This window comes from Halomonas sp. WWR20 (assembly GCF_054602495.1).
Genome location: NZ_JBTRHR010000002.1, coordinates 591,735 through 614,925 on the forward strand (window position 1 = coordinate 591,735; position 23,191 = coordinate 614,925).

Consider the following 23,191-nt stretch of genomic DNA (forward strand, 5'->3'; position numbering starts at 1 on the left):
AGGAGCCAGAGGTCATCGCCTCTGGCTCCTTTTTTCTGTGCCTTCGCCGTAATTCGTGCCAGCGCCGCAATCCCGGCCGCTCTGAAAACCCTGCTAATCTGTTAATTACATAGCGCTCATGGATGAGGAGGCGGGATGTGAGCAGCTTCACGGTGTGGGATACGGTGGTGATGGTGGGGTACGTACTGCTGATTGCCGCCATCGGTGCAGGCTTCGGACGCGGCCAGCACAGCACGCAGGATTATTTCCTTGGCGGTCGCAACATCCCGGCCTGGGCCATCGGTCTGTCGGTGATGGCCACCCAGGCCAGCGCGATCACCTTCATCGGCGCACCCGGCTGGGGTTACGAGGGGGGCCTTGAAAGGCTGATCATGTTCCTCAACGTGCCGCTGGCCATGGCCTTTCTGATCGTGTTCATCGTGCCGGTCTTCCACCGTGCGGGAATCTACAGTATCTATGAGCTTCTCGAGCGCCGCTTCGGCCCCGCGACCCGGACCTTGAGTGCGTTGTTGTTTCTGATCGCCCGCGGGCTGGCGACCGGCGTGGTGCTCTACGCCCCGGCGCTGGTGCTTTCCGTGGTGACCGGGTGGGATGAGAACCTGACCATCGTTCTCATGGCGGTGATTGCCGTGAGCTACACCGTGCTTGGCGGTATCCGCGCGGTGATCTGGACCGATGTCATCCAGATGGGCGTCTTGTGGATGGGCGCGCTGGTGAGTATGGGGATCATGGTCACCAACCTTGATGGCGGCTGGCGCGATGTCATCACCCATGGTAGCGCCAATGATATGCTCGGCTCGCTGGACTTCTCTCTCGCGCCGTCGGTGACCTACAGCGTCTGGGCGGGCCTGATCGGCGGTTTCTTCCTGCATGTGGCGTATTTCGGCACCGATCAGAGCCAGATCCAGCGCGTATTGACCAGTCCGACCATCGGCGAAGGCCAACGCTCGCTGACGTTGGGCGGCTACCTGCTGATTCCTCAGATGCTGCTGTTTCTGTTTATCGGGGTGATGCTCAGCGCATACTATCAACAACATAGCCTGGCCACGCCCGACAACCTCAACGAGCTGTTTCCGCGGTTCGTGGTCGAGCATTTTCCCACCGGGCTGGCGGGGTTGGTGATCGCCGGCGTGTTTGCCGCCGCGATGTCGAGTCTGGATTCGGCGCTCAACTCGCTCTCGGCGGTGACGGTGCGCGATTTCTATGCTCGTTATGTACGTCACGAGGCAAGTGATGCGCACTATCTCAAGGCTTCACGCGTGGCCACGGTATTCTGGGGGATCTACGCGACGTTGTTCGCCTTCTTCGCCGCCAACCTGGGGCCGGTCATCGAAGCGGTCAACCGTATCGGCTCGTGGTTCAACGGCGCGCTGCTGGGGACCTTTCTGCTCGCCCTGCTGGTACGCCGAGCCAATGCCCGCGGCGCCCTGAGCGGCTTGATCATCGGAATGCTGGCGGTGTGGGCAACGACGCGGTTTGCCGATATCTCCTGGCTCTACAACAATGTGATCGGCGTCGTGGTGTCCGGCGGCGTGGGGTATCTGGTGAGTCTGAGCGCGCCATCACCGCATCCCGACAAGCTCAGGGGAATCTCGTGGTACGAGATAGCCGATGACATGGAAGCCGTACTGACTGAGCGAGCCAGTCGTGCCGTGCCGGTCACATTGGAGGCGCGGCGTACCAGGCGCCGGTGTATAGGTTTGGTGAGCTACTTCGTGCTCGTGATGATGGCGCTGGGGGCGTTGCAGTGGTTGACGCGGCTGGCATGAGTCGCGCCGGCCATGAGCGGCCTTGCCGTTTGCCGCTCAACATCGGCCGGACCGAGGCCGAGCGGCGCATGGCCCACCTGGGCGCAAGCACGATGGAGCTGCTGGCCTTGCCGTTGTGGGCCTTTGCCTTGCGTGATCCTGGCGGCCACATACCGGCCCATCTTCTGACGCAGCGCTCGGTCGCTCGGGTCCTGTTGTGGCCGCAGGCGCTGTTTGACGATGACGCATGGCAGACGCCGGCGACGCGGTTGCCCGAGACGGCCGCGCCTGCGCCTGACAGGGTGGCCCGTGCCTGGCTGTGGGAGCGCCTGGCGCAACCTCGACATTGGTCATTGCGCCTCGACAGGGGGGCCGCCGTTCGAACCGTGCATCTGCCGCTATGGCTCGGCTACCGGCCCACCCGCCGCGGGATGCGAACGCTGGTCGTCAGCGGAGTGTCGGGCGAGCTGTTGCCTTCGTTGAAACCCGCGGTGCTGGCCGGGCTGTCAGCTGCGACCGTCAATAGTGCGTAGCGCTCAGGGAGGAGTGAGAGATCGGGAAGCCCGAATCGCCTCGAAGCGCTTGAGACGGTCGGCGAGCGCCTGGACGACACGTTGATGGCAGGCGGCGTCCAAGCGACGCAGTGGTGTCGCGTCGAGCTTATCGGCCAGAGCGCTGCCATCGGTCACCATAATGTCGGGGGGAGCGGATTCGATGTCGATCTGCCAGCCCGGCAGTACCAGTACGCCGCGCACTGGCACATCGACACCACATTCTCGGGCCAGCCATTGACGTAACCAGGCTGCCGAGAGGCGCGCCTTGCGCAGCGATGCCCGCTCGCTCCAGCCTGGAAAGCGCAGGCGCTGGTTTTCCACCGCCACCTGCATCTGCGGCTGACCGGCCGGATCGTAGGGGAAGGAGCGGGCATGGGTCTGAACCACGAACAGGCCATGCGGCGTGACGACGACATGATCGATGGTATAGCTGTCGGTGGGGACGTCATGAAAGACGAAGAACGGATGGGCTTCGGGGCGGATCAGGCGTTCGAGCTCCTGGCCCACCGCCAAGTCGCAGGCCAGCCCCAGCTTGAGGCGGCGGATCCGTTGAGCGTCGCGCATCAGCACGAAGCAGCACGTCATGGCGAATAGCGTACTCAGCAAGCCATAAAGGGCCCACTCCAGCCAGCTGTGATGGTCGGCGAAGAGCATGCGTCCCATACCGTATACCAGCGGCATCATGGTCACGATGGGCCCCAGCGCGGCATTGAGAAACAAGCCGGAGAAGGCCCGATCGAGCCGGTCCCTCAGACTCTGCCCCGATTCACGCAATAGACGGCCATCATACGGTGAATTCAGGTGGCTATCTTGAAGGTTGCGTAGGCCTATCACTACCATCGCCATGGCGCCCAAGGGGGCCAGAAAGATCAGGGGCAGTACGTATTCCAGCCAGACCATGGAAAGTTCCTTGCCTTCGCCACAGCGAAAAGCTTTATTTTAGCCAAGCCGGTGGGAAAAGGACCATGCGACCCATGGCCAATTTGGCGCTTTGCGAACGTTGGCAAATCAGAGGGGTCGAAACTGCCCGGCGCCGAGACATCGACGTCTTGCATTAGCGGATCATACCGTAGCAGCTACGTGAGGACACCTTAACGCATGAGCGGACTTTCTTCGACGGCTCCCTCCCTGACAGAGCCGACTTCCGCGCAGCTCGCCGACAAAGGAACGAGGCACGAAAGCCCGGCCGATGCACATCTTCGCCTACAGGATTTTATGGCGCGCCATCCGCGCCTCTTCGTGCTGACCGGCGCAGGCATCAGCACCGACTGTGGAATCCCCGACTATCGCGATGCCCGCGGTGACTGGAAGCGACCGCCGCCTGTACAGCACCAGACGTTCATGGCTAGCCGAGCGGCGCGTCAGCGCTACTGGGCACGCAGCCTGGTAGGCTTTCGCACCCTGGCCGAGGCACACCCCGGTGCGGCGCACCGCGCCCTGGCACGCCTGGAGGCGCACGGCCACGTCGAGCGACTGGTCACCCAGAACGTCGACGGCCTGCATCAGCGCGCCGGCTCGCGTCATGTCATCGATCTGCACGGGCGTGCCGAGATGGTCCGTTGCATGAGCTGCGCCGCGATGCGCATGCGCCACGCGGTGCATGCCGAGCTGGCCGAGTCCAACCCCGACTGGACGGGGCTCACCGCCAGGGTCGGGCCGGATGGTGATGCCGATCTCGAGGGCTACGACTTTTCCCGTTTCCACCTGCCGCGTTGCCACCGCTGTCGGGAAGGGATTCTCAAGCCCGATGTGGTGTTCTTCGGTGACAGCGTTCCCCGAGCTCGTGTGGAGGCCGCCTTCGCGGCGCTTGAGCGTGCCGATGCGGTGCTGGTGGCGGGGTCGTCGCTGATGGTCTATTCGGGATTTCGCTTTGTCCGCCAGGCGGCCCGGGCCGGCAAGCCGATCGCCTGCGTCAACCTGGGGCGGACCCGCGCCGACGATCTCTACTCGCTCAAGCTCGAGGCGCGGGTAGGCGAGACGCTGCAGGCACTCGCCGGGGGACTGTGACGTCGGGAGCCTTAAAGTTTTCCCGGGCAGGGTCGTTATGGATTGGAGCCGGTCGCCACGCTGCCGGCCTACGATAACGACTCACGCTAGGGAATTTCATGCGAACTGTACACAAGGTCATTCTTGTCGGTGCCCTGATGGCATTGGCTTCTCCGGCGGCAACGGCCGCCACCAACCACTGGTCGGTAGGGGCCGGCGTCGGCACTACCGGCTACGGGGGGAGTCTGAGCTACCGCTTTCACGACACCCTGGCCGTGACGGCGGGGTACAGTGGCTTTACCTATGACGGCATGGACTACGAGAGCGACGATGCCGACTACGAGGGCGACTTCGATATCGATGTCTACGGTCTGACGCTGGACTACTTTCCCTTCGCTGGGCGTTTCTTCCTCTCCGCCGGCGCGGTGCGCCCGGATATCGCCATGATAGTGGTGGGACGGCCCAAGGCCGGCCAGACCTACGAATTCAATGGCACGACGTACACCCGCGAAGAAGTCGGCAATCTGCACGGCGACGTGAGCCTGGGCGACTCGATCCAGCCCTACCTGGGTCTGGGCTGGCGCGGCAGTCACAAGAGCGGCCTGGGCGTGTTCAGCCAGGTGGGCGTGTTCCTGACCGATGCCGAGGTCAACCTTAGCGCCACCGGTGCGGCCAATGACCCGCGTCTGCGTCAGGATCTGCAGCGCGAAGAGGACGACCTGCAAGATGACGTCGACAAGCTGAGCGTCTATCCCGTCGCCGTGGTCGGCATCGAGTATACGTTCTGAGTCTGAGGTGACGGCTCCTCTCTATGACAGCGCCCGGCCACGATCGAGCGTGGCCGGGCGCTGTCATGCCTGTCTCAAGGCCCGAGGCGGCTAAACGTCTCGCGTCGGCGGCGCCATGAACTCGGGACCCACCGGGTCCGTGACGTGTTCATTGACCAGACGTTCGATCTCGTCCATGTCATCGCTGCTGAGCTGCCAATCGGTAATCCGCTCGATGGGCTCCATCTGCTCCGGCTTGCGCGCGCCCCACAGCGCGATACCGTTGGCGTGACGGTCGAGCAGCCAGCGTACCGCCAGTTCCAGCACGTGCTTGCCGTGACGCTGTTCGGCGAAGCGGTCCAGGGCATCAACCGCCGCCAGGTACTGATCGAAGCGTGGCGACTGGAACTTGGGGTCGACATTGCGCAGGTCGTCACCGTTGAACTGCGTGTCGCGGCGCATCTTGCCCGACAGCAGGCCGCGGCACAGCGCGCCGTAGGTCAACATGGCCAGGCCTTCACGCTTGGCGTAGGGAATGATGTCGCGCTCGGCGTCACGCTCGAACAGGTTGAGCGGCGGCTGGATGCTGTGCAATGGCGCCACCTCGCGAAAGGCGTCGCACTGCTCGGGAGTGAAGTTGCTGACGCCAATGGCGCGGATCTTGCCATCACGGTAGAGCCGCTCCATGACGCGGGCGGTCTCCTCCATCGGTACCTTGGGGTCGGGCCAGTGGACCTGATAGAGATCGATGACGTCGGTGCCCAGCCGGCGCAGCGAGTCCTCGACTTCCTGCTCGATACGTGCGGCGGTGGCATTGCGCACCACACCCTCGAAACCTTCGCCCCACTCCAGCGCCACCTTGGTGGCGATGACCAGGCGATCGCGCTGACCGTATTCGGCGATCGCCTTGCCGACGACCTCCTCGGAGTGGCCGAAGCCGTAGGCCGGGGCGGTATCGATCAGGGTGATGCCGCGATCCAGTGCCGCATGCAAAGTGCGGATGGCCTGCGCATCGTCGGTACCGCCCCACTGCTTGCCGCCCATGGCCCAGGTGCCGAGCCCGATTCGCGAGGCGTTGATGCCGGTCCCGGCGATCTCCAATGTCTGCATGCTGCACTCCATGGCGTGATGAGATGACGTTCATAGCGTGGTCGCAGGGACGGGTCCTGACAAGTGATCATGACAAGGGGGCAGAGCAAGGGTGAAGCGCGAGACGCGATCGACGCTAGCGGTTTACACGCTCGACGGGGATGCGGATCGCGCCCTGGGACGCCTCGCCGGTGAATGCCGGCACGGGCTTGTCGGTGGTATACAGGCGCTGTCCCGCGTGACGAATTTCCGCTTCCAGTCCATAGCGCCGGCCGGAATCGACGGCATTGCGGTCGTACCGCAGTAGCACGGGAATCGGCCCTTGCCTCAGGCGGGTATAGCGGCCCTCGGCGATCAATTCTTTCCCGCCTCGCGTCTGCTCTTCCAGGCGTACGCTGAGTTCGGCATTGGGAGGCAATGCCAACGGCTCGGGCGTGACCACGACTGCTTCGAGATTGGCGAAGCGCGGCCCGGTCATGCAACCACTCAGCGTCATCACAATCACCAGCCAAAGCAGGAAGTGGCCGGGATGCCAGCGTGGATAGTGACGTAACATAGGCTTTCCTTGTTTTAAAGCTGGGTTTAGCTGGCGTCGGCTAGCGCCGGCGCTTACAGGCAGCCCCTGCTTCTAGCCACCGGCCAGCTTGACGGTATAGCCGCGGGTTTCCAGTTCGTCCTTGAGCACTTGGCGATGATCGCCTTGGATCTCGAGGATTCCATCCTTGACGGCGCCGCCCGTACCGCAGCGTTTCTTGAGCTGCTTGGCCAGTGTTTTCAGTTCGGCGTCGGTGAGCGGTATGCCACTTACCGTCGTGACACCCTTGCCCTTGCGCCCGCTGGTCTCGCGGCGAATGCGCACGATACCGTCGAGGCTCGCCAGGCGTTCGGCTTCCGCCTGTTCGGCGCAGACGCAGTCATCAAGGGGCCGTCGACAGTCGGGACAGGTCTCGCCGTGCTCGGTGGAATAGACGAGACCGCTGAGCTGGTCCTTGAGGGAGGCCATATCGAGCTCCTGAAAAGTGCACTGAGGCCCACCATTGTCACGCCTCATGCCGAGGGCGCCAAGGGTAAGACGATAAGCGCGGCGACGTGTCTGCCGGTCAGGTTATCCACATGCGGTTGCCTGCTTCGGGGTGTGGATAACCAGGCGGTCAAGGCAGTACGCGTTCGCGTTGGGCGAGGCGTTCGACCAAGGCCGGCAATTGCGTCATATCATGCAGACTAATGGCGCCTTCGGGTGTCGCCTCGGAGTCGGCGAAGCGATTGATGTGCACGACACGCATGCCTGCGGCCAGGCCGGCGGCGACGCCCACTGCGGCATCGTCGATCACCACACACTGCTCGGGTGCATAGCCCATCGTCTCGGCGGCATGCAGGAACAGGCCCGGCTCGGGCTTCCAGGAATTGACCGTATAGGCACTGAACAGGCGATCTTCGAAATAGCGGCGCAGGCCGGTGGTATCCAGGGCGCGCTGGATCTTGTACTCGGGGCCGTTGGAGGCGACACAGCGCGGATACTGCCCGAGCGCTTCCAGGGTGGCATGAATGCCGGGAATGGGTAGCAGATCCACGGCCATGCGCTCCTGCATGGCCTGGCGCATCTGCGCTTCGGCCTCCGCCCTGATCATCGGATCCAGTGCACCATGACGGCGTTCGAGTTCGGCGACGATCTGCGCGAAGCGGATGCCACGGAACTCCTGCATGTAAATGTGCGGCGCAAAGGGCAGCCCCACCCGGGTCAGCGTATCCGTCATGACCTCCGCCAGCAGCGGTTCGCTGTCCACCAGCGTACCATCGCAGTCGAACAGTAGACAAAGCGCGTGTGACATCACCTGCTTCCTTCCCGCTCAGGGCTCGAATGGCTTTATGACATAAGTCTTACAGATATCGGCACGACGCGCCTGCAATTAAAGGTGGTTGGCGGCATTTTTTTGAACAGTGTTCTATAAACACTTGAAGGAAGACGATAACGATGGAAGGACGTCGAGGCTGCAAAAACGGCGGGACGGAGCGACCAGTGGCGGATTAACGCTCAGCCGAGGCCAGGCAGAGGGCAAGGATGCCGGTGCGATATACGATTGCTGCAATGGGAACAGAGCGCTTGTCTGTACGAGCAGGTATCATCCTGCTCTGTACATAGGGTGGCTTTACGTTGATGTGTTAAGTAAAAAGCCCTGGCGTGCCAGGGCAAAGGAACCTATCGCGAGCAGTGCATTACTTAGAAGCTGTACATCACCATTCCCTGAACGCGTACGGCGTCGCCTTCTTCGCCATTGACGACTTCACGGCTATGGAGGCCGGCTTCGATACCGTAAGTGATGCGTTCGACCGGCGACCAGATGTAGTTAAGATAAATGCTCTCGTAGGTCTCGTCCGTGTGAGGATCGATGCCACCCATGTCAAAGGCATCATCCAGGTCGATAGCCGCGATGCTGTAACTGAGGTTGACGGCACCGGGGCCGGCCTTCAGGCTCATGCCCACGGTTCCGCCCGTTCCCTTGACGGTTTCCAGGTCGCCTGAAGCATCGATATACGCGGGTGCGCCAGGCTGAGTGTCATAGGCGCTGACATTGAGGTAACCGCCGATTCCGTCACCATGGGTGACGACACCGCGCAGGGTGAAGATATCGGTCAGGGCTGCTTCTGCTGCGAGTGACGCGCCCCACCCGAAAGCGCTTTCCTCGTCATCGGTGACCTGATTGTAATACTCGAGCTGGCGCAGTACCGCTGAAGCGCTGTATTTCAGCATGCCGGTGCTGGCGCCATAGCGCAGAGTCAAATCAGGCAGCCCGCTTTTCTCTGCTTCGCTTTCGCTATCGTTGACCGATATGGTTCTTCCCAGGGTATCCGGATCTTCCAGCGCCACCGAGAAGCCACCCGTGGTATAGCGCAACTGGGGTTGACGCGCCGTATGGGCGGTACCGCCAACGCCCGTGAAGTCCACGGTTGGGGTCAGGCCGACGGCACCACTGAAGTTGGTCCAGGTCTGACCGGCAAGGAGTCCGTTCCACTCGCCATAGGCATGACGCAGACGGAAGTTATTGCCGCTGCCATAGAAGTCACCCTCAAAGTTGGTCTTGAGTACGCTGTTACCCAAGGGCGTGGCGGTCTGGAAGCCGATACGGCTCTGGTAGGCATGCAGGTTGGTATGGCCTTCGGCATGATTTTCGCCATCCAGGCTAATGGCTGAATGATTGACCGCATTGCCCATGTCGTCATCGACGTCATAAATCATATCAAGCTTGGCATAACCACCGATCCTGATGTCAGTGTCGCCAGCCTTTAATTCAAAAGCATTGGCAGAGCCAGCGATCGCCAGTGCCAGCGCCGATACTGTAAAGATGGAGCTGGCTTTAAGATTATTATAGTGATGCATTATTACGTTCCCTTATTTAGCTTGCTATTCTTTTCGAGTCTGTCTGGGCGATAGTGAATCGCTTGTTTTAATTTGATATTAAATGCCAGCCCGGACATTAATCGCAGCATAAACTTTAGGCAATAATTTTAATGAGCATTCAATCGAAAGTATAAGGGAAGGGTTTGCTTGGCTATTGAATGGTTGAATATAACACTATTGCCTATTAATTCTTTCAACGTTTTCAATGTGCTTTTTGTCCGTATTGCGAACACTTGGTTTCGTGCTTTCTTATTTATAGTAAAGGGTATTAAAGCTCGGCTTTAATTTTATGTCTTATAGCCATTATGTAATTTGCCTGAAGGAGGTATTTATGCTTGGCCAGCATTGAACGAAAGAAGGGAATAGCTGCCTCCAAGAGCTGTCATGACATGTGAAGGCATAAAAAAACGGCAACTGCGATAAGCTGCCGTTTGCGGGTGGTCTGGTAGGCCCATGCTCCTCGTTGAGGTGAGAGCAGCGCGCCGCAGCGCTTTCGTATCGGCGGCGCTTTACGACAGCAGATCGCGGAGTTCGCTGGCCTTGTGTTGCAACGTGGGCAGGATAGTGTGGTGTAACTCTTCCAGAGAGATACGGTTGGCATTGGTCGAGACGTTCATCGCTCCCACCAGGCGCCCGCCTCGGGTGTAGACCGGTACGGCAACGGAGCGAAGCCCCAGGTCGAGTTCCTGGTCGAGAATGCAGTACTGATCGCGGCGCACCTGCTCGATGCGTTCGCCTAGCGCCTGGCGATCCACCAGACTATGAGGTGTATGCGCCTTGAGTTCGACGCGCTCGAGGAAGTTTCGGCGCTCTTGCTCATCGAGGTTAGCCACCAGCACACGCCCCATCGAGGTGTAACCGGCGGGCAACCGGGTCCCGACCGACAGGGCGATGGCCATCAGCCGGTGTCTTGCGGCCGAACGAGCCACGTACACCACATCATCGCCGTCGAGGATGCCCAGCGATGAGGATTCATCCAGGGTCTCGGTGATCTCCTCCAGCGTCTGCTGCAGGATAGAATGGTAACCGTTGGCGGAGAGAAACGCATAGCCCAGGCGCAGCACGTGAGGAGAGAGTTCGAACTGCCGCTGGCGTTTGCGCACGTAGCCCAGTGCATGCAGCGTCAGCAGGAAGCGGCGCGCCTTGGCGCGGTTCATCCCGGTCTTTGCGGCGACTTCGGTCAATGTCATGCGCGGATGGTCATGGTCGAAGGCCTGGATGACCTCCAGTCCCGAGGCCAGTGCCGTGACGAAATCCCGGCTGTCGGGCGACAGCTTGTCATCTTGCCTGCCCTCTTGTGAGTTCTGCTCCATCAGCAATCACCCCTATCCTAATATTTATCATTTGGCCTACTATAATGGGTTCGCAAAGCGAACAAAAGTACGCAATATGAACCTTTAGTATGAGGTTATCGCGCTATGTACGCAGAGTTAGTCAATTATCCCTTCATGGGCCAGAGCGGGCTGAAGGCCTTCCAGGCCGAGGACCTGGTCCGGGCCATGCTGACCTTCGAGCTTGCACTGGCCGAGACGGAGGAATCGCTGGGGCTGCTGCCATCGGGCAGTTACCCGGCGCTACGCAACCACCTGGACGCGCATGTATTCGACGTGGCGGGACTTGCCGAGGGGGTGGGCCAGGGCGGCAACGTGGCGATTCCCTTCGTGGCACAGGCCAAGTCGGCCCTGCCGGAAGCGCTGAGGGGGGCGTTTCACAAGGGCGCCACCAGCCAGGACGTGCTCGACAGTGCGCTGATGTTACTCCTGCAGGAGCGTCTCGACGGGCTATGCAGACAGATGACGGCAGTGCGTGAGGCGCTGATGCCATTGATCGAACGCCACCGCGACACGCCGATGATCGGCCGCTCCCTGCTGCAGCAGGCCCTGCCGACTACCTTCGGCCTGCGTGCGGCGCAATGGGCGCTGAACTTCGACCAGGCGGCACAACGCCTGGCGACATTGTGCCGTGAGCGGTTGCCGGTCCAGTTCGGCGGTGCCGTGGGGACCCATGCCGGGCTGCAGGATGCCGAGGGCAACAACCTGGGGCTGAGGGTGATGGCGCAACTGGCTGAACGTCTCGGGCTCCAGGCACCGCTGCTGCCTTGGCATACCAACCGCCAGCCGATTCACGTGCTGGCGTCGGCCTTCGATGCCCTGGTTGGGGCAGGTGAAAAGATTGCCACCGATATCGCCCTGCTGGCGCAGAACGAGGTGGCGGAAGTCAACGAGCCGGCCGCACCGGGAATGGGCGTCTCCTCTTCCATGCCCCACAAGCGCAACCCGGTACGTTGTGCGCTGATCCGCACCGCGGCCCGCCGCTCCCATGGTCATCTATCGGTAATCGCCAACGCCCAGGCTCAGCCGCTGGAACGGGCACTGGGTGAGTGGCATGCCGAATGGACCCCACTGGTGGAGATGGCGCTGCTGAGCGAGGGGGCGCTGGCGCAGCTGACGGTTCTGTTGGAGGGGCTGGAAGTCTTTCCCGATACCATGCGTCAACAGCTGGCCCAGGCCAAGGCCGATAGCGAGGTAGACATTGGTAGTAGCCATGAACAGGTCGATAGAGTGCTCGCGCATCTTAAAACTTCTTTTTATCAATAAGTTGAAACCAATACACGGCCGTTGAGCCGGGCCATGATCGCCACCGCCGTCAATTGACGCCAAGCGGCACTGCCGCTAGCGTGTTCGTATTGCAAATATAAGTTCGCTATACGAATAGAGGCGAAACAGTCTATGGCCGAATTTCTCAGCCTGCATGACGCGGTGGCGCGCTACGTCGAGAACGGCGCCACTGTGGCCATGGAGGGCTTTACCCACCTGATTCCCTTCGCCGCGGGTCATGAAGTCATTCGCCAGGGCAAGCGTGACCTGACGCTGATCCGCATGACGCCCGACCTGATCTACGATCAGTTGATCGGTGCCGGCTGCGCGAAGAAGCTGATCTTCTCCTGGGGCGGCAATCCCGGTGTCGGTTCGCTGCATCGCCTGCGCGACGCCGTGGAGCGCGGCTATCCGCACAAGCTCGAGATCCTCGAGCACAGCCATGCGGCGATGGCCTGCGCCTATGAGGCTGGCGCTGCGGGGCTGCCGCTGGCAATCCTGCGCGGCTACATCGGCAGCGACCTGCCCAAGGTCAACGACCAGATCAAGTTCATCGAGTGTCCCTTCAGCGGCGAGAAGCTGGCCGCCATTCCCTCGATCCGGCCCGATGTCAGCGTGATCCACGCCCAGCGCGCCGATCGTGCCGGTAACGTGTTGGTGGAAGGCATTATCGGCGTGCAGAAGGAGGCGGTACTGGCCGCCAGGCGCAGCATCGTCACCGTCGAGGAAGTGGTCGACGACCTCGGCGCCGGTCCCAATGCCTGCGTGATTCCGGGCTGGGCGATCAGTGCCGTGGTGGTCGCCGAGAAGGGCGCCTATCCGTCCTATGCGCATGGCTACTATCCACGCCACAACCGCTTCTACAAGGAGTGGGACGCCATCGCCCGGGATCGCGAAGCCTTCGAGACCTGGCTCAATGACCATGTGCTCAATGCAGGAGAGGCCTGATGAGTGAGCGTTACACCTCCTCGGAGATCATGACCGTCACCGCCGCGCGTGCGCTGGAAAACGGCATGACCTGCTTCGTCGGTATCGGCCTGCCCAGCGAGGCGGCCAATCTGGCGCGTCTGACCCATGCACCCGACGTGGTGCTGATCTACGAGTCCGGCACCCTGCAGACCAAGCCGGACGTGTTGCCGCTGTCGATCGGCGACGGCGAGCTGTGCGAGACCGCGCTGACCACCGTCTCGGTGCCCGAGATGTTCCGCTATTGGCTGCAGGGCGGCCATATCGACGTGGGCTTTCTCGGTGCAGCCCAGGTCGACCGCTTCGCCAACCTCAACACCACGCTGATCGGGGATTACCAATCGCCCAAGGTGCGCCTGCCGGGCGGCGGTGGGGCACCGGAGATTGCCACCAACACCGGTGAAGTCTTCATCACGCTCAAGCACTCCAGGCGTACCTTTGTCGAGGCGGTGGATTTCATCACCACCTTGGGCTTTGGTCGTGATGGAAAAGGGCGCGAAGGCGTGTCCAATATCGGCAAGGGGCCGACCCGCGTGATCACCGATCTCTGCGTGATGCGTCCCGATCCCGAGACGCGCGAGCTGGTCGTCACTTCGCTGCACCCGGGCGTGACCCGCGAGCAGGTGCAAGACGCCACCGGCTGGGAGATTCGTTTCGCCGACCCGCTCGAGACCACACCCGAGCCGGAGGATCACGAGCTCGACGTCCTGCGCGACCTCAAGGCGCGTACCGATCGCCACCATTCTGGAGAAGCTTCATGAACGATGTATACCTATGTCACCCGGTACGTTCGGCTGTCGGCAAGTTCGGCGGTGCCCTTTCCACTATCCGGCCCGACGACCTCGCCGCACGTATCTTCGAGGCGCTGCTCGCACGTGCGCCGGACCTCGACCCGAGTGCCATCGATGACGTGATCATGGGCTGTGCCAACCAGGCGGGGGAGGACAACCGTAACGTGGCGCGCATGGCGCTGCTGCTGGCCGGGATGCCCACTGCGGTCCCCGGCAGCACCATCAACCGTCTGTGCGGTTCGAGCATGGACGCCATCGGCACCGCCGCGCGGGCGATCCGCTCCGGCGAGGCCGAGCTGATGATCGCCGGCGGCGTCGAGTCTATGTCCCGTGCCCCGTATGTGCTGGGCAAGGCGGGGACGGCGTTCGCACGCAACCAGGTGATGGAAGACACCACCATCGGCTGGCGCTTCATCAACCCGCTGTTGAAGAAGCAGTACGGCGTCGACTCGATGCCCGAAACCGCGGAGAACGTTGCCGAACAGTTCAATATCTCCCGTGAGGATCAGGACCAGTTCGCCTACCACTCCCAGCTCAAGACCAAGAAGGCTCAGGACAACGGCCGGCTGGCGAAGGAGATCGTGCCCATCGAGATTCCGCGGCGCAAGCAGGAGCCGCTGATCTTCGACAAGGATGAGCATCCGCGCGAGACGACGCTAGAGAAGCTCGCCACGCTGCCCACGCCGTTTCGTGCTGCCGGTTCCAGCGTGATGGGCTCGGTGACTGCGGGCAACGCCTCGGGCGTCAATGACGGGGCGGCAGCGGTGATCGTCGCCAGCGAAGCCGCTGTAAAACGCTACAACCTGGTACCGATGGCGCGCATTCACGGCATGGCCACTGCCGGCGTCGAGCCGCGCATCATGGGTATCGGCCCGGTGCCGGCCTCGCAGAAGCTGCTCAAGCGCTTGGGGATGAGTCTCGATCAGCTCGATCACATCGAACTCAACGAAGCTTTCGCCTCGCAGTCGCTGGCCTGCCTGCGTGAACTCGGGCTTAAAGACGACGACCCGCGCGTCAATCCCAACGGTGGTGCCATCGCGCTGGGCCACCCGCTGGGCATGTCCGGAGCGCGTATTCTCACCAGCGCCATGCATGAGCTGCAGCAGACCGGCGGACGCTACGCGCTGTGCACCATGTGCATCGGCGTGGGACAGGGCATCGCCACCGTGATCGAACGCGTCTAGGAGGCACCATGGCATTCATCGACGTCGCCGGGCGCAGTATCAGCTACCGGCTGCTGGGCTCAGAGGCGGCACCGCTAGTGATCTTGGCGCATCCGCTGGGCATGACCCAGGCAGTATGGGACGACTTGCTGCCGGCACTGCTGGGACATTACCGGATATTAACCTGGGACCTGCCCGGACACGGCGCCAGCGCGCCCTGTTCCGGAGCAACCCATGCCGCGGATCTGGCCCGCGAGGTGCTGGCGCTGGCCGATCACGCCGGTGCCACGCGCTTTCATTTCGTCGGCACCTCGATCGGTGGTGTCATCGGCCAGCAGCTGTTGATTCAGAACCCCGAGCGTTTGTGCTCGGCGGTACTGACCAATACCGGCGCCGTCATCGGGGCGCCGGAGAACTGGCATGCCCGGGCCCAACGTGTGCGTACGGAAGGCTGGGCACAGCTGGCGGGGGAGATCGTGCCGCGCTGGTTCTCGCCGAGCTTCCTCGAGCAGCACGCGGCCACCCGGCCGGGCTGGGAGATCCAGCTGTCGCGTACCGACACCGAAAGCTATGCGCGGCTGTGCGAACTGCTCGCCGCCGTCGACAACCGCGGCAAGCTGCGCAACGCCTCCCTCAAGGTGCGTCTGCTGGGCGGCGGCGATGATCTGTCCACCCCGCCGGAGACGCTGGAAGCGCTGGCCGCGCAATTGGCGGACTGCTCGCTGGAAATTCTTGAATCCGTCGGACACGTGCCTTCGCTGGAGTGCCCCGAGGTACTTGCCAAGCGGTTGCTGCTGTGGCTTCCCGCCGAGCGCGATACCATCGGTGAGCGGGGCGTGAGCTACGCCGAGGGCCTCGAGACGCGCAAGCAGGTGCTGGGCGCCGAACATGTCGAGCGCGCCAGTGCCAACGCAACCTCTCTGGATGCGCCGTTCCAGCAGATGATCACCCGTCTGGCCTGGGGCGAGCTGTGGAGCAACAACGACCTGACCCGCGCCGAGCGTAGCATGATCACCCTGGCGGTACTGGCGGCACTGGGTCGCGATGGCGAGCTGGAGCTGCATCTCAAGACCGCCAAGCGCATTGGCCTGAGCGAAGCTCAGCTGCGCCAGGCGCTGATGCACGTGGCGATCTATGCGGGAGTCCCGGCGGCCAACCACGCTTTCGCCATGGCCAAGCGCCTGGGCTGGGGCGAGTCATAGCCCAACGGCATCGATAGTGACGCAGGAATCGGCCGTCATCGCGCCGCGGTGACGGTCAGAGTGCATGGCGCATTGCGAGCACTGCGCGCCGCGCTTCATAAAACAACAGGGGAACCCTTTCATGAAACACGCTCTCACCCAATGCCTGCTCGCCCTGTCCGTGGCGGGCCTGTCCGTCGCAGCCAATGCCGAGACCACGCTGCGCATGTCGCACTTCTGGCCGGCCGAGTCGAAGATCAACAAGGAGATCTTCAATGCCTGGGCCCAGGCCATCGAGGAGGAGTCCGGCGGCGAGCTCAAGGTGCAGAACTTCCCTTCGCAGACGCTGAGCAAGGCGGATTCCGCCTACCAGGGCACGGTGCGGGGCATCTCCGACATCGCGATTACCGCCCAAGGCTATACCGCAGGGCGCTTCCCGATCTCGCAGATCGTCGAACTGCCCGGTGTGGCGACCAGTGCGCCGCAGGGGGCCTGCGTGCTGCAGACGCTTTACGACGATGGGCAGATTGCCCAGGAATATGACGATTCCCACGTACTGTTCATGTTCACTACCGGTCCGGGCTACATCCACACTCAGAACACTGATGTGCAAAAGCCCAGCGACCTGGAAGGGCTGCGCATTCGTCGTCCCACCGCCGTGGCGGGTGAAATGCTCGAGAACATGGGCGCGCAGCCGGTAGGCATGCCGGCGCCGGACATCTACACCTCCATGCAGCGCGGCGTCATCGATGGCCTGAGCTTCCCCTGGGAGGGCATGAAGGTCTTCGGATTGAACGAACTGGCCAACTACCATACTCAGGTTCCCTTCTACACACTGGCTTTCGTCGCCACCATGAACGAGCGCACCTATCAGCGCCTGTCACCGGAGATGAAGCAGGTCATCGATGACAATAGCGGCATGAAGTGGGCCGAGAAGGCCGGCCAGGTCTTCGCCGAGCTGGATTTGGCCGGCAAGCAACAGGCCGAAGAAATGGGCGATACCATCCGCGTCATCGACAATCCGCTGCAAGACCCCGAGTGGTCCAAGCCGCTCAAGGCCGGTATCGAACACTATCTCAGCGACCTGGAGTCGCGGGGTGTCGAGAATGCTCACGAAATCTATTATTCCGCCCTGCAGGCCGCCAAGTCTTGCAGTGCGCAGTAACCGGATGAACAAGGAGTCCTTATGCAGGGGCTGATGACGCTTAGCACGCGGCTGGCGCAGGTTTGTCGCTACTTCTCGGGGATTGCTCTGATAGGCGTGTTAACGGTCACGGTAGTCGATGTGGTGACGCGCTATCTGTTCCGTGCCACCTCGGGGGCCTCGAGCTTTACCGTGACCGGCAGTGTCGAGCTGGTCAGCTACCTGATGCTGTTCGCCCTGCTGGCGGCCATGGCCGCCAACGTCGAGAAGAGCCAGGTGGTGGTCGAGGCTTTCTCGCATGGTCTCAAGGAGAGCATCAAGCGACGTGTCGCCGGCTTCTATCTGCTGGCCTTCATGGTGCTGGGATTCGTGCTGGCCTGGGGCCTGTGGGAAGAGGGTTCGAGCGCCGCCGAGTTCGGCGAAGTCACCCAGGACCTGGGAATTCCGATGGGGCCCATCTACCAAGTGGCAGCCGTAATTTGTGTGTTTCTGGCGGTGCGCTGCCTGATCCATGCATTTCTGGGAATGGTTTATGCCGTAGGCGGGGAGTCGGCTGATGAGCTCTGAAATAATAGGCGGTGCCGGCCTGCTGTTTCTGCTGGTGCTAATGGTCCTGCGGGTGCCGGTAGCACTGAGCATGCTGATAGTGGGGGTGGCGGGATTCGCCCAGGTGATCAGCTGGGATGCGGCCGTAGCCATGGTCAAGTCGGTGCCGGTCGAGGTGCTGTCGAATTACAGCTTCAGCGCTATTCCCATGTTCATCTTCATGGGCGTGCTGGCGTCATACTCGGGGATGGCGAGTAAGCTATTCATGGCGGCCAAGACCATGTTCGGTGGCTGGCGGGGTGGCATGGCATTGGCCGCGGTCAGTTCCTGCGGAGCCTTCTCGTCGATTTCCGGCTCGTCGCTGGCCACGGCCAGCACCATGAGCCGGGTGGCGCTGCCGGAAATGGAGCGCAACGGTTACGCTCGTTCGCTGGCCACCGGCGTGCTGGCGGCAGGTGGCACGCTGGGGATCATGATCCCGCCGAGCATCGCACTGCTGCTTTATGCCATTCTCACCGAACAGTCGGTGGGGGACATGTTCATGGCAGGTTTGCTGCCTGGGCTGATGGGGCTGTTGTTCTACGCTCTGACGGTGGCCATCGTGGTGCGCATCAAGCCTTCGCTGGCCTCGGCGTCCGAGCCCAACAGCTTGAAGGAAAAGCTGCTGGCGGGGATGGGCCTGTTGCCATTTCTGGGCGTGTTCCTGGTCATCGTGGTGGGAATCTATGGCGGTTACTTTACGCCGACCGAAGCCGCGTCCATCGGGGCCTTCGTGACCATGCTCTACGCCATCGCCAAGGGCGTGCGTTTCAAGGGACTGCGCGATGCGGTGTTCGAGACCCTGGCGCTCTCCGCCGTGGTGTTTTTCATGATCGTCGGCGCGGAAGCCCTGGGGTACTTTATCTCGGCGTCGCGCATCTCGTTCGAAGTGACCAACTATGTCATGGGGCTGGGGCTCTCGACGTTCGGCGTGCTGCTGTGCATCCTGGTGCTGTATTTCGTGCTGGGCTGCTTCATGGACTCCATTGCCATGCTGCTGCTGACGGTGCCGGTGGTCTACCCCATCATCTCGTCGCTGGGGGTCGATCCGATCTGGTTCGGTATCATCACCGTGCTGACCGTGGAGCTGGGGCTGATTACCCCACCGGTGGGAATGAACGTCTTCGTCATCAAGGCAACCGCGCCGCACGTGGGGCTGGGCGAGATATTTCGCGGCGTTACCCCGTTCATCGTCTCCGATTTCGTGCGCCTGGCCGTGTTACTGGCCTTCCCCGCCATCGTCACCTATCTGGTGTACTGAGCGTCGGTTGCTGAACGTACGATGTGTTGGAGCCCAGTTCCGTGCCGGAGGCTGGGCTCTTCGCTGCTTGTGTCTCGATAGAGGAAGAGGAGAAAGATTTTCATTACTGTTGCGTCACTTCTGACAATGTAAAAAACCACTCCTAGTGAGGTAGAAATGCACAAGAATAAATTCGGCGCCCTGATCGCCGGTACGCTGGCTTGCGTTGTCTTTCCCGCCTATGCCGATGCCGCCACGTTGCGCCTGGCGCACGTCTGGCCGGGTGGCTCCAAGATCGATACGCAGATCTTTCAGGCTTGGGCCGACAGCGTGGAAGAAGCCTCCGATGGCCGTCTGGAGGTTCAGGTGTTTCCCAGCCAGACCCTGGCCAAGGCCGACAGTACCTATGAGGGGGCCGTCAAGGGCATCGCCGATATCGGCGCCACCGCTCAAGGCTACAGCGCGGGGCGTTTTCCATTGACTCAAGTGATCGAGTTGCCCGGCGTGTCGAACAGTAGCCGTGAAGGCTCATGCATCCTGCAGAAGCTTTACGATGAAGGCGACCTGGATCGTGAATATCGCGATTCCCATGTGCTGTTCATGTTCACCACCGGGCCGGGCTATCTGCACGCCAAGGGCAAGCAACTCGACGAGCCCAGCGATCTCGAGGGCATGCGCATGCGCCGCCCCACGCCGCTGGTCGGTGAGATGATGACCAAGCTGGGCGCCCAGTCGGTGGGCATGCCGGCACCGGACATCTTCACCTCGCTACAGCGCGGCGTGGTCGATGGGCTGAGCATCAACTGGGAGGGCGCGAAGACCTTCCGCGTCAATGAACTGGTCAACTATCACACCGAAATCCCGCTCTATGACCTGTCGCTGATCGCCACCATGAATCAGCGGACCTACGATCGGCTTCCCGACGATTTGAAGGCCATTATCGATGCACATAGCGGTATGGAATGGTCGATGAAGGCGGCGCGTGTCTACGATGAGCTGATCGCTGCGGGCCGCCAGGAAGCGGTGGACGCCGGCGACGAAATCGTCACTATCGACAACCCGCTGGAACACGAACAGTGGGGGCCAGTACTCAAGGACACCATCGACGGTTACATCACTTCTCTGCAGGACCAGGGACTGCCCGGCGCCGAGACCTATGACAAGGTCATGACGCTGAAGGCATCCTGCGAGAGCTAGGCTGTCTTCACGGCTTAGCAGGCAGACAACGCCGCATCGGAGGCTTCCGGTGCGGCGTTCGTCGTTTCCGAAGCGGATTCATCCCGTGGGGTAGGGGTGATGCTCGCCGATCGCCTCGACAATGCTGGCGCAGAACCAACGCTGAGCGGCCGAGCGGACGCCCTGCGCCTGCCAGTAGAGCGCCACCTCGAAGGCGGGTACCGTAAATGGCAATTCCAGTACCTTCAGGCACGAATGGCTGGTGAAGGTGTTGGCGATCTGCAGCGGCAATATCACCAGCAGATCCGACTCCTGCAGAATGCGAGGCAGCACGGAAAAGTGCGGCACGACCAGGCTGACCTTGCGCTGGATCTCCAATGCATTGAGCACCTCCTCCGCCAGTCCGTGTCCCGACGCCGGGGCAATCACGGCATGCCGTTCAGCGACGAACTGCGCGAGGCTCAAGCTATCGCCGATCCTGGCGTGATGCTGACGAAGCAGGCATACGTAGCGATCATTGACCATCGGACGCCGCTCCACACCCGGGCCGGTGATAGGGCGGCTGCAAATCACCGCATCGACCTTGCCGGTGGCCAACCACTCCTCGACCTTGTCGATCTCCAGCGGCACCACCTCGAGTTCGACGTCGGGAGCCTGGCGTTGAAGATGCTTCAAGATCGAGGGCAGCAGTGCCATCTCGCCGAGATCCGTGAGCGCCAGACGAAAACGCCTTGCCGAGCGTGACGGGTCGAAGTGACGGCTATCCTCGATGGTGCCTTCGATGCGTGCCAGCGACTCCTGAAAGGTGGCGTAGAACCGGATGGCGGCAAAGGTCGGCTGCATGCCGTTGCGGGTACGTGTGAAAAGCCGGTCGTCGAGTAGCTCGCGCAGCCTTGCCAACGCATAACTGACCGAAGGCTGGGTGACGTGCAGACGCTCGGCCGCGGCGGTCACGCTGCGGGTCTGATAGAGCGTCACGAAGGTACGGATCAGATTGAGGTCGATGTGCGCCATTGAATATAGATGATGTTTATTTTTGATAGAAAAATTATTGATTTGCTGCATGGTAGCGCAAGCCGCTAGCGTGTGGCTAAGCCTACGAATCTGCCAATACGAGACGCTAGCGATGCCAACCGTACATTCCGCGACCTATCAGTTACTGAGCCGCCAGGGGCTGACCACCGTATTCGGCAACCCTGGCTCCAACGAGCTGCCGTTTCTGAAAAACTTCCCCGAGGACTTTCGCTATATCCTTGGCTTGCATGAGGGTGTGGTGGTCGGCATGGCTGATGGCTTTGCCCTGGCCAGTGGCAAGCCGGCGATGGTCAATCTTCATGCCGCGGCGGGTTCGGGTAATGCCATGGGGGCGTTGACCAACGCTTGGTATTCCCATTCGCCGCTGATATTGACCGCCGGTCAGCAGGCACGCTCGATGATTGGCGTCGAGTCGATGCTCGCCAATGTCGATGCGCCGCAACTGCCGCGACCGCTGGTCAAGTGGAGCTATGAGCCGGCTTGCCCCGAAGATGTACCGCGGGCTCTGAGTCAGGCGATCCATACCGCCAATCTACCGGCACGCGGCCCGGTCTACGTCTCGATTCCTCACGACGATTGGGCGCAGGAAGTCAGTGATGAAACCGTCCTGTTGAGCGAGCGTGAGGTAGCCAGCGCCGGGCTGCCCTCCGAGGCGCAGCTCGACGCCTTGGCCGCGCGCCTCAACGAGGCTGAAAAGCCCGTACTGGTACTCGGCCCCGATGTCGATGCCTACCGCGCCAACGATCTCGCTGTAGCACTGGCCGAGCGGCTTCGCATGACGGCCTGGGTCGCGCCGTCGGCCTCGCGCTGTCCCTTTCCGACCCGGCACCCTTGCTTTCGCGGCGTCTTGCCAGCAGCGATCCAGGGCATCTCCAGCCTGCTGGCCGACCACGATTTAATCGTGGTGATTGGTGCGCCAGTGTTTCGCTATCACCAGTATGCGCCGGGCCGCTACCTGCCCGCCGGTGCCCATCTGATCCATCTGACCTGCGACTACCAGGAGGCGGCGCGTGCACCGATGGGCGACGCGCTGGTCGGTGATATCGCCGCGACCCTCGAGGCCGTACTGCCACGCATCAGGCAGAGCGAACGTGCCATGCCCCAAGCGTTACCCATGCCGGAACCGCAGCGCGATCCGGAGGGCATGCTGACGCCGGAGACGGTATTCGACGTGATGAACGACCTGGCCCCCGAAGACGCCATCTACGTCAAGGAGTCGACCTCGACGGTGACCGCGTTCTGGCAGCGCGTCGAGATGAAAACGCCCGGCAGCTACTTCTTCCCCGCTGCCGGCGGGCTTGGTTTCGGCCTGCCTGCCGCCGTGGGCGCGCAATTGGCCCAGCCAGAGCGCCGCGTGATCGGGGTGATCGGCGATGGCTCGGCCAACTATGCCATCACCGCGCTGTGGAGCGCTGCACAGTACCGGATTCCGGTAGTGTTCGTGATCCTCAAGAACGGCACCTACGGTGCATTGCGCTGGTTCTCACGCATGCTCGAGGCCGAGGATGCGCCGGGTCTCGATGTACCGGGCCTGGATTTCTGCGCCATCGCCAAGGGCTATGGGGTCGAGTCGGTGATGACCGACAGCCGCGAGGCGTTCGAACGCGCCTTCGCCGCGGCACTGGCCGATACCTCCAAGCCGATCGTCATCGAGGTACCGACCACGACCATCGAGCCCTGAACCCGACGGTTCGGAACAAGGAGGTTACCCCTGTTCGAGGTTACTCGATGCCATATCTCATCAACTGAACCGACGCATGCCAATACAACGA

General features: G+C 61.9%; 22 protein-coding genes. 14 read left to right on the forward strand and 8 right to left on the reverse strand.

Annotated features, from left to right (window positions below; genetic code table 11):
• The first annotated feature begins 137 nt into the window (after positions 1-137).
• Together ACW4DH_RS06115 and ACW4DH_RS06120 are read left to right on the forward strand one after the other, a co-directional pair.
• The gene (locus ACW4DH_RS06115) at positions 138-1,769 is read left to right on the forward strand and encodes a sodium:solute symporter family protein (protein WP_459635469.1); all 1,632 of its coding nucleotides are present in this window, start codon (positions 138-140) and stop codon (positions 1,767-1,769) included.
• Positions 1,766-2,281, forward strand: coding sequence for a hypothetical protein (locus ACW4DH_RS06120; protein ID WP_459635470.1), 516 nt, complete (start codon positions 1,766-1,768; stop codon positions 2,279-2,281). Before ACW4DH_RS06115 ends, ACW4DH_RS06120 begins: the two co-directional genes overlap by 4 nt.
• Positions 2,282-2,284: 3 nt before the next feature.
• Here the strand turns inward: ACW4DH_RS06120 and ACW4DH_RS06125 are convergent, their stop codons facing one another.
• Positions 2,285-3,202 carry a nuclease-related domain-containing protein gene (locus ACW4DH_RS06125; protein WP_459635471.1) on the reverse strand — a complete coding sequence of 306 codons (918 nt, stop codon included), beginning with the start codon at positions 3,200-3,202 and terminating at the stop codon, positions 2,285-2,287.
• 198 nt (positions 3,203-3,400) lie between these two features.
• Between ACW4DH_RS06125 and ACW4DH_RS06130 the strand changes: the two genes are divergently transcribed.
• Entirely contained in the window at positions 3,401-4,309 is a 909-nt protein-coding gene (locus ACW4DH_RS06130; protein WP_459635472.1) for an NAD-dependent protein deacetylase, read from the forward strand.
• 98 nt (positions 4,310-4,407) lie between these two features.
• Complete coding sequence (locus ACW4DH_RS06135; RefSeq protein WP_459635473.1) at positions 4,408-5,076, forward strand: hypothetical protein; 669 nt, start codon at positions 4,408-4,410, stop codon at positions 5,074-5,076.
• A gap of 90 nt (positions 5,077-5,166) precedes the next feature.
• Here ACW4DH_RS06135 and ACW4DH_RS06140 read toward each other — a convergent pair whose 3' ends face one another.
• The 6 genes from ACW4DH_RS06140 to ACW4DH_RS06165 all read right to left on the reverse strand — a co-directional run bounded on the left by ACW4DH_RS06140 (position 5,167) and on the right by ACW4DH_RS06165 (position 10,854).
• The gene (locus ACW4DH_RS06140) at positions 5,167-6,165 is read right to left on the reverse strand and encodes an aldo/keto reductase (RefSeq protein WP_459635474.1); all 999 of its coding nucleotides are present in this window, start codon (positions 6,163-6,165) and stop codon (positions 5,167-5,169) included.
• 115 nt (positions 6,166-6,280) lie between these two features.
• Positions 6,281-6,700, reverse strand: a complete 420-nt coding sequence (locus tag ACW4DH_RS06145) for a YbaY family lipoprotein (RefSeq protein WP_459635475.1) — start codon at positions 6,698-6,700, stop codon at positions 6,281-6,283.
• Positions 6,701-6,772: 72 nt separating this feature from the next.
• Entirely contained in the window at positions 6,773-7,147 is a 375-nt protein-coding gene (locus tag ACW4DH_RS06150; RefSeq protein WP_459635476.1) for a translation initiation factor Sui1, read from the reverse strand.
• 148 nt (positions 7,148-7,295) lie between these two features.
• Complete coding sequence (locus tag ACW4DH_RS06155; protein WP_459635477.1) at positions 7,296-7,973, reverse strand: HAD-IA family hydrolase; 678 nt, start codon at positions 7,971-7,973, stop codon at positions 7,296-7,298.
• Positions 7,974-8,362: 389 nt separating this feature from the next.
• Positions 8,363-9,520 (reverse strand): DcaP family trimeric outer membrane transporter, encoded by a 1,158-nt coding sequence (locus ACW4DH_RS06160; RefSeq protein ID WP_459635478.1) that lies wholly within the window; start codon positions 9,518-9,520, stop codon positions 8,363-8,365.
• A 530-nt stretch (positions 9,521-10,050) separates the two neighbouring features.
• The gene (locus ACW4DH_RS06165) at positions 10,051-10,854 is read right to left on the reverse strand and encodes an IclR family transcriptional regulator domain-containing protein (protein WP_459635479.1); all 804 of its coding nucleotides are present in this window, start codon (positions 10,852-10,854) and stop codon (positions 10,051-10,053) included.
• 105 nt (positions 10,855-10,959) lie between these two features.
• On the opposite strand from ACW4DH_RS06165, the gene ACW4DH_RS06170 reads away from it, so the two are divergent.
• The 9 genes from ACW4DH_RS06170 (at position 10,960) to ACW4DH_RS06210 (ending at position 20,405) form a co-directional block, all read left to right on the forward strand.
• Complete coding sequence (locus tag ACW4DH_RS06170) at positions 10,960-12,138, forward strand: lyase family protein (RefSeq protein WP_459635480.1); 1,179 nt, start codon at positions 10,960-10,962, stop codon at positions 12,136-12,138.
• 132 nt (positions 12,139-12,270) lie between these two features.
• Positions 12,271-13,086 (forward strand): CoA transferase subunit A, encoded by an 816-nt coding sequence (locus ACW4DH_RS06175; protein WP_459635481.1) that lies wholly within the window; start codon positions 12,271-12,273, stop codon positions 13,084-13,086.
• On the forward strand, positions 13,086-13,865 hold the full coding sequence (locus ACW4DH_RS06180; RefSeq protein ID WP_459635482.1) for a CoA-transferase subunit beta: 780 nt from the start codon (positions 13,086-13,088) through the stop codon (positions 13,863-13,865). Before ACW4DH_RS06175 ends, ACW4DH_RS06180 begins: the two co-directional genes overlap by 1 nt.
• Positions 13,862-15,079 carry a 3-oxoadipyl-CoA thiolase gene (pcaF, locus tag ACW4DH_RS06185; protein ID WP_459635483.1) on the forward strand — a complete coding sequence of 406 codons (1,218 nt, stop codon included), beginning with the start codon at positions 13,862-13,864 and terminating at the stop codon, positions 15,077-15,079. Before ACW4DH_RS06180 ends, pcaF begins: the two co-directional genes overlap by 4 nt.
• Before the next feature lie 8 nt (positions 15,080-15,087).
• Positions 15,088-16,260 carry a bifunctional 3-oxoadipate enol-lactonase/4-carboxymuconolactone decarboxylase PcaDC gene (gene pcaDC, locus ACW4DH_RS06190; RefSeq protein ID WP_459635484.1) on the forward strand — a complete coding sequence of 391 codons (1,173 nt, stop codon included), beginning with the start codon at positions 15,088-15,090 and terminating at the stop codon, positions 16,258-16,260.
• A 121-nt stretch (positions 16,261-16,381) separates the two neighbouring features.
• Complete coding sequence (locus ACW4DH_RS06195) at positions 16,382-17,404, forward strand: TRAP transporter substrate-binding protein (protein ID WP_459635485.1); 1,023 nt, start codon at positions 16,382-16,384, stop codon at positions 17,402-17,404.
• 21 nt (positions 17,405-17,425) lie between these two features.
• Positions 17,426-17,950 (forward strand): TRAP transporter small permease, encoded by a 525-nt coding sequence (locus tag ACW4DH_RS06200; RefSeq protein ID WP_459635486.1) that lies wholly within the window; start codon positions 17,426-17,428, stop codon positions 17,948-17,950.
• On the forward strand, positions 17,940-19,229 hold the full coding sequence (locus tag ACW4DH_RS06205) for a TRAP transporter large permease (RefSeq protein WP_459635487.1): 1,290 nt from the start codon (positions 17,940-17,942) through the stop codon (positions 19,227-19,229). The genes ACW4DH_RS06200 and ACW4DH_RS06205 overlap by 11 nt, the downstream gene beginning before the upstream one ends.
• A gap of 156 nt (positions 19,230-19,385) precedes the next feature.
• Complete coding sequence (locus ACW4DH_RS06210; RefSeq protein WP_459635488.1) at positions 19,386-20,405, forward strand: TRAP transporter substrate-binding protein; 1,020 nt, start codon at positions 19,386-19,388, stop codon at positions 20,403-20,405.
• Between the two features lie 78 nt (positions 20,406-20,483).
• Here ACW4DH_RS06210 and ACW4DH_RS06215 read toward each other — a convergent pair whose 3' ends face one another.
• Entirely contained in the window at positions 20,484-21,398 is a 915-nt protein-coding gene (locus tag ACW4DH_RS06215; RefSeq protein WP_459635489.1) for a LysR substrate-binding domain-containing protein, read from the reverse strand.
• A gap of 112 nt (positions 21,399-21,510) precedes the next feature.
• Here ACW4DH_RS06215 and mdlC point away from each other — a divergent pair, with 112 nt between their 5' ends.
• A complete protein-coding gene (mdlC, locus tag ACW4DH_RS06220; protein ID WP_459635490.1) occupies positions 21,511-23,100 on the forward strand; it encodes a benzoylformate decarboxylase in 1,590 nt (529 codons plus the stop codon).
• Positions 23,101-23,191 lie beyond the last annotated feature (91 nt).

Bases quoted from the DNA above. Each gene is read 5' to 3' on its own strand.
- ACW4DH_RS06175 (WP_459635481.1), top strand. From the start codon at position 12,271: ATGGCCGAATTTCTCAGCCTGCATGACGCGGTGGCGCGCTACGTCGAG.
- pcaF (WP_459635483.1), top strand. From the start codon at position 13,862: ATGAACGATGTATACCTATGTCACCCGGTACGTTCGGCTGTCGGCAAG.
- ACW4DH_RS06130 (WP_459635472.1), top strand. From the start codon at position 3,401: ATGAGCGGACTTTCTTCGACGGCTCCCTCCCTGACAGAGCCGACTTCC.
- ACW4DH_RS06200 (WP_459635486.1), top strand. From the start codon at position 17,426: ATGCAGGGGCTGATGACGCTTAGCACGCGGCTGGCGCAGGTTTGTCGC.
- ACW4DH_RS06195 (WP_459635485.1), top strand. From the start codon at position 16,382: ATGAAACACGCTCTCACCCAATGCCTGCTCGCCCTGTCCGTGGCGGGC.
- ACW4DH_RS06135 (WP_459635473.1), top strand. From the start codon at position 4,408: ATGCGAACTGTACACAAGGTCATTCTTGTCGGTGCCCTGATGGCATTG.
- mdlC (WP_459635490.1), top strand. From the start codon at position 21,511: ATGCCAACCGTACATTCCGCGACCTATCAGTTACTGAGCCGCCAGGGG.
- ACW4DH_RS06170 (WP_459635480.1), top strand. From the start codon at position 10,960: ATGTACGCAGAGTTAGTCAATTATCCCTTCATGGGCCAGAGCGGGCTG.
- ACW4DH_RS06155 (WP_459635477.1), bottom strand. From the start codon at position 7,973: ATGTCACACGCGCTTTGTCTACTGTTCGACTGCGATGGTACGCTGGTG.
- ACW4DH_RS06165 (WP_459635479.1), bottom strand. From the start codon at position 10,854: ATGGAGCAGAACTCACAAGAGGGCAGGCAAGATGACAAGCTGTCGCCC.
- ACW4DH_RS06150 (WP_459635476.1), bottom strand. From the start codon at position 7,147: ATGGCCTCCCTCAAGGACCAGCTCAGCGGTCTCGTCTATTCCACCGAG.
- ACW4DH_RS06210 (WP_459635488.1), top strand. From the start codon at position 19,386: ATGCACAAGAATAAATTCGGCGCCCTGATCGCCGGTACGCTGGCTTGC.
- ACW4DH_RS06160 (WP_459635478.1), bottom strand. From the start codon at position 9,520: ATGCATCACTATAATAATCTTAAAGCCAGCTCCATCTTTACAGTATCG.
- ACW4DH_RS06125 (WP_459635471.1), bottom strand. From the start codon at position 3,202: ATGGTCTGGCTGGAATACGTACTGCCCCTGATCTTTCTGGCCCCCTTG.
- ACW4DH_RS06120 (WP_459635470.1), top strand. From the start codon at position 1,766: ATGAGTCGCGCCGGCCATGAGCGGCCTTGCCGTTTGCCGCTCAACATC.
- ACW4DH_RS06205 (WP_459635487.1), top strand. From the start codon at position 17,940: ATGAGCTCTGAAATAATAGGCGGTGCCGGCCTGCTGTTTCTGCTGGTG.
- ACW4DH_RS06215 (WP_459635489.1), bottom strand. From the start codon at position 21,398: ATGGCGCACATCGACCTCAATCTGATCCGTACCTTCGTGACGCTCTAT.
- ACW4DH_RS06180 (WP_459635482.1), top strand. From the start codon at position 13,086: ATGAGTGAGCGTTACACCTCCTCGGAGATCATGACCGTCACCGCCGCG.
- ACW4DH_RS06140 (WP_459635474.1), bottom strand. From the start codon at position 6,165: ATGCAGACATTGGAGATCGCCGGGACCGGCATCAACGCCTCGCGAATC.
- ACW4DH_RS06145 (WP_459635475.1), bottom strand. From the start codon at position 6,700: ATGTTACGTCACTATCCACGCTGGCATCCCGGCCACTTCCTGCTTTGG.
- pcaDC (WP_459635484.1), top strand. From the start codon at position 15,088: ATGGCATTCATCGACGTCGCCGGGCGCAGTATCAGCTACCGGCTGCTG.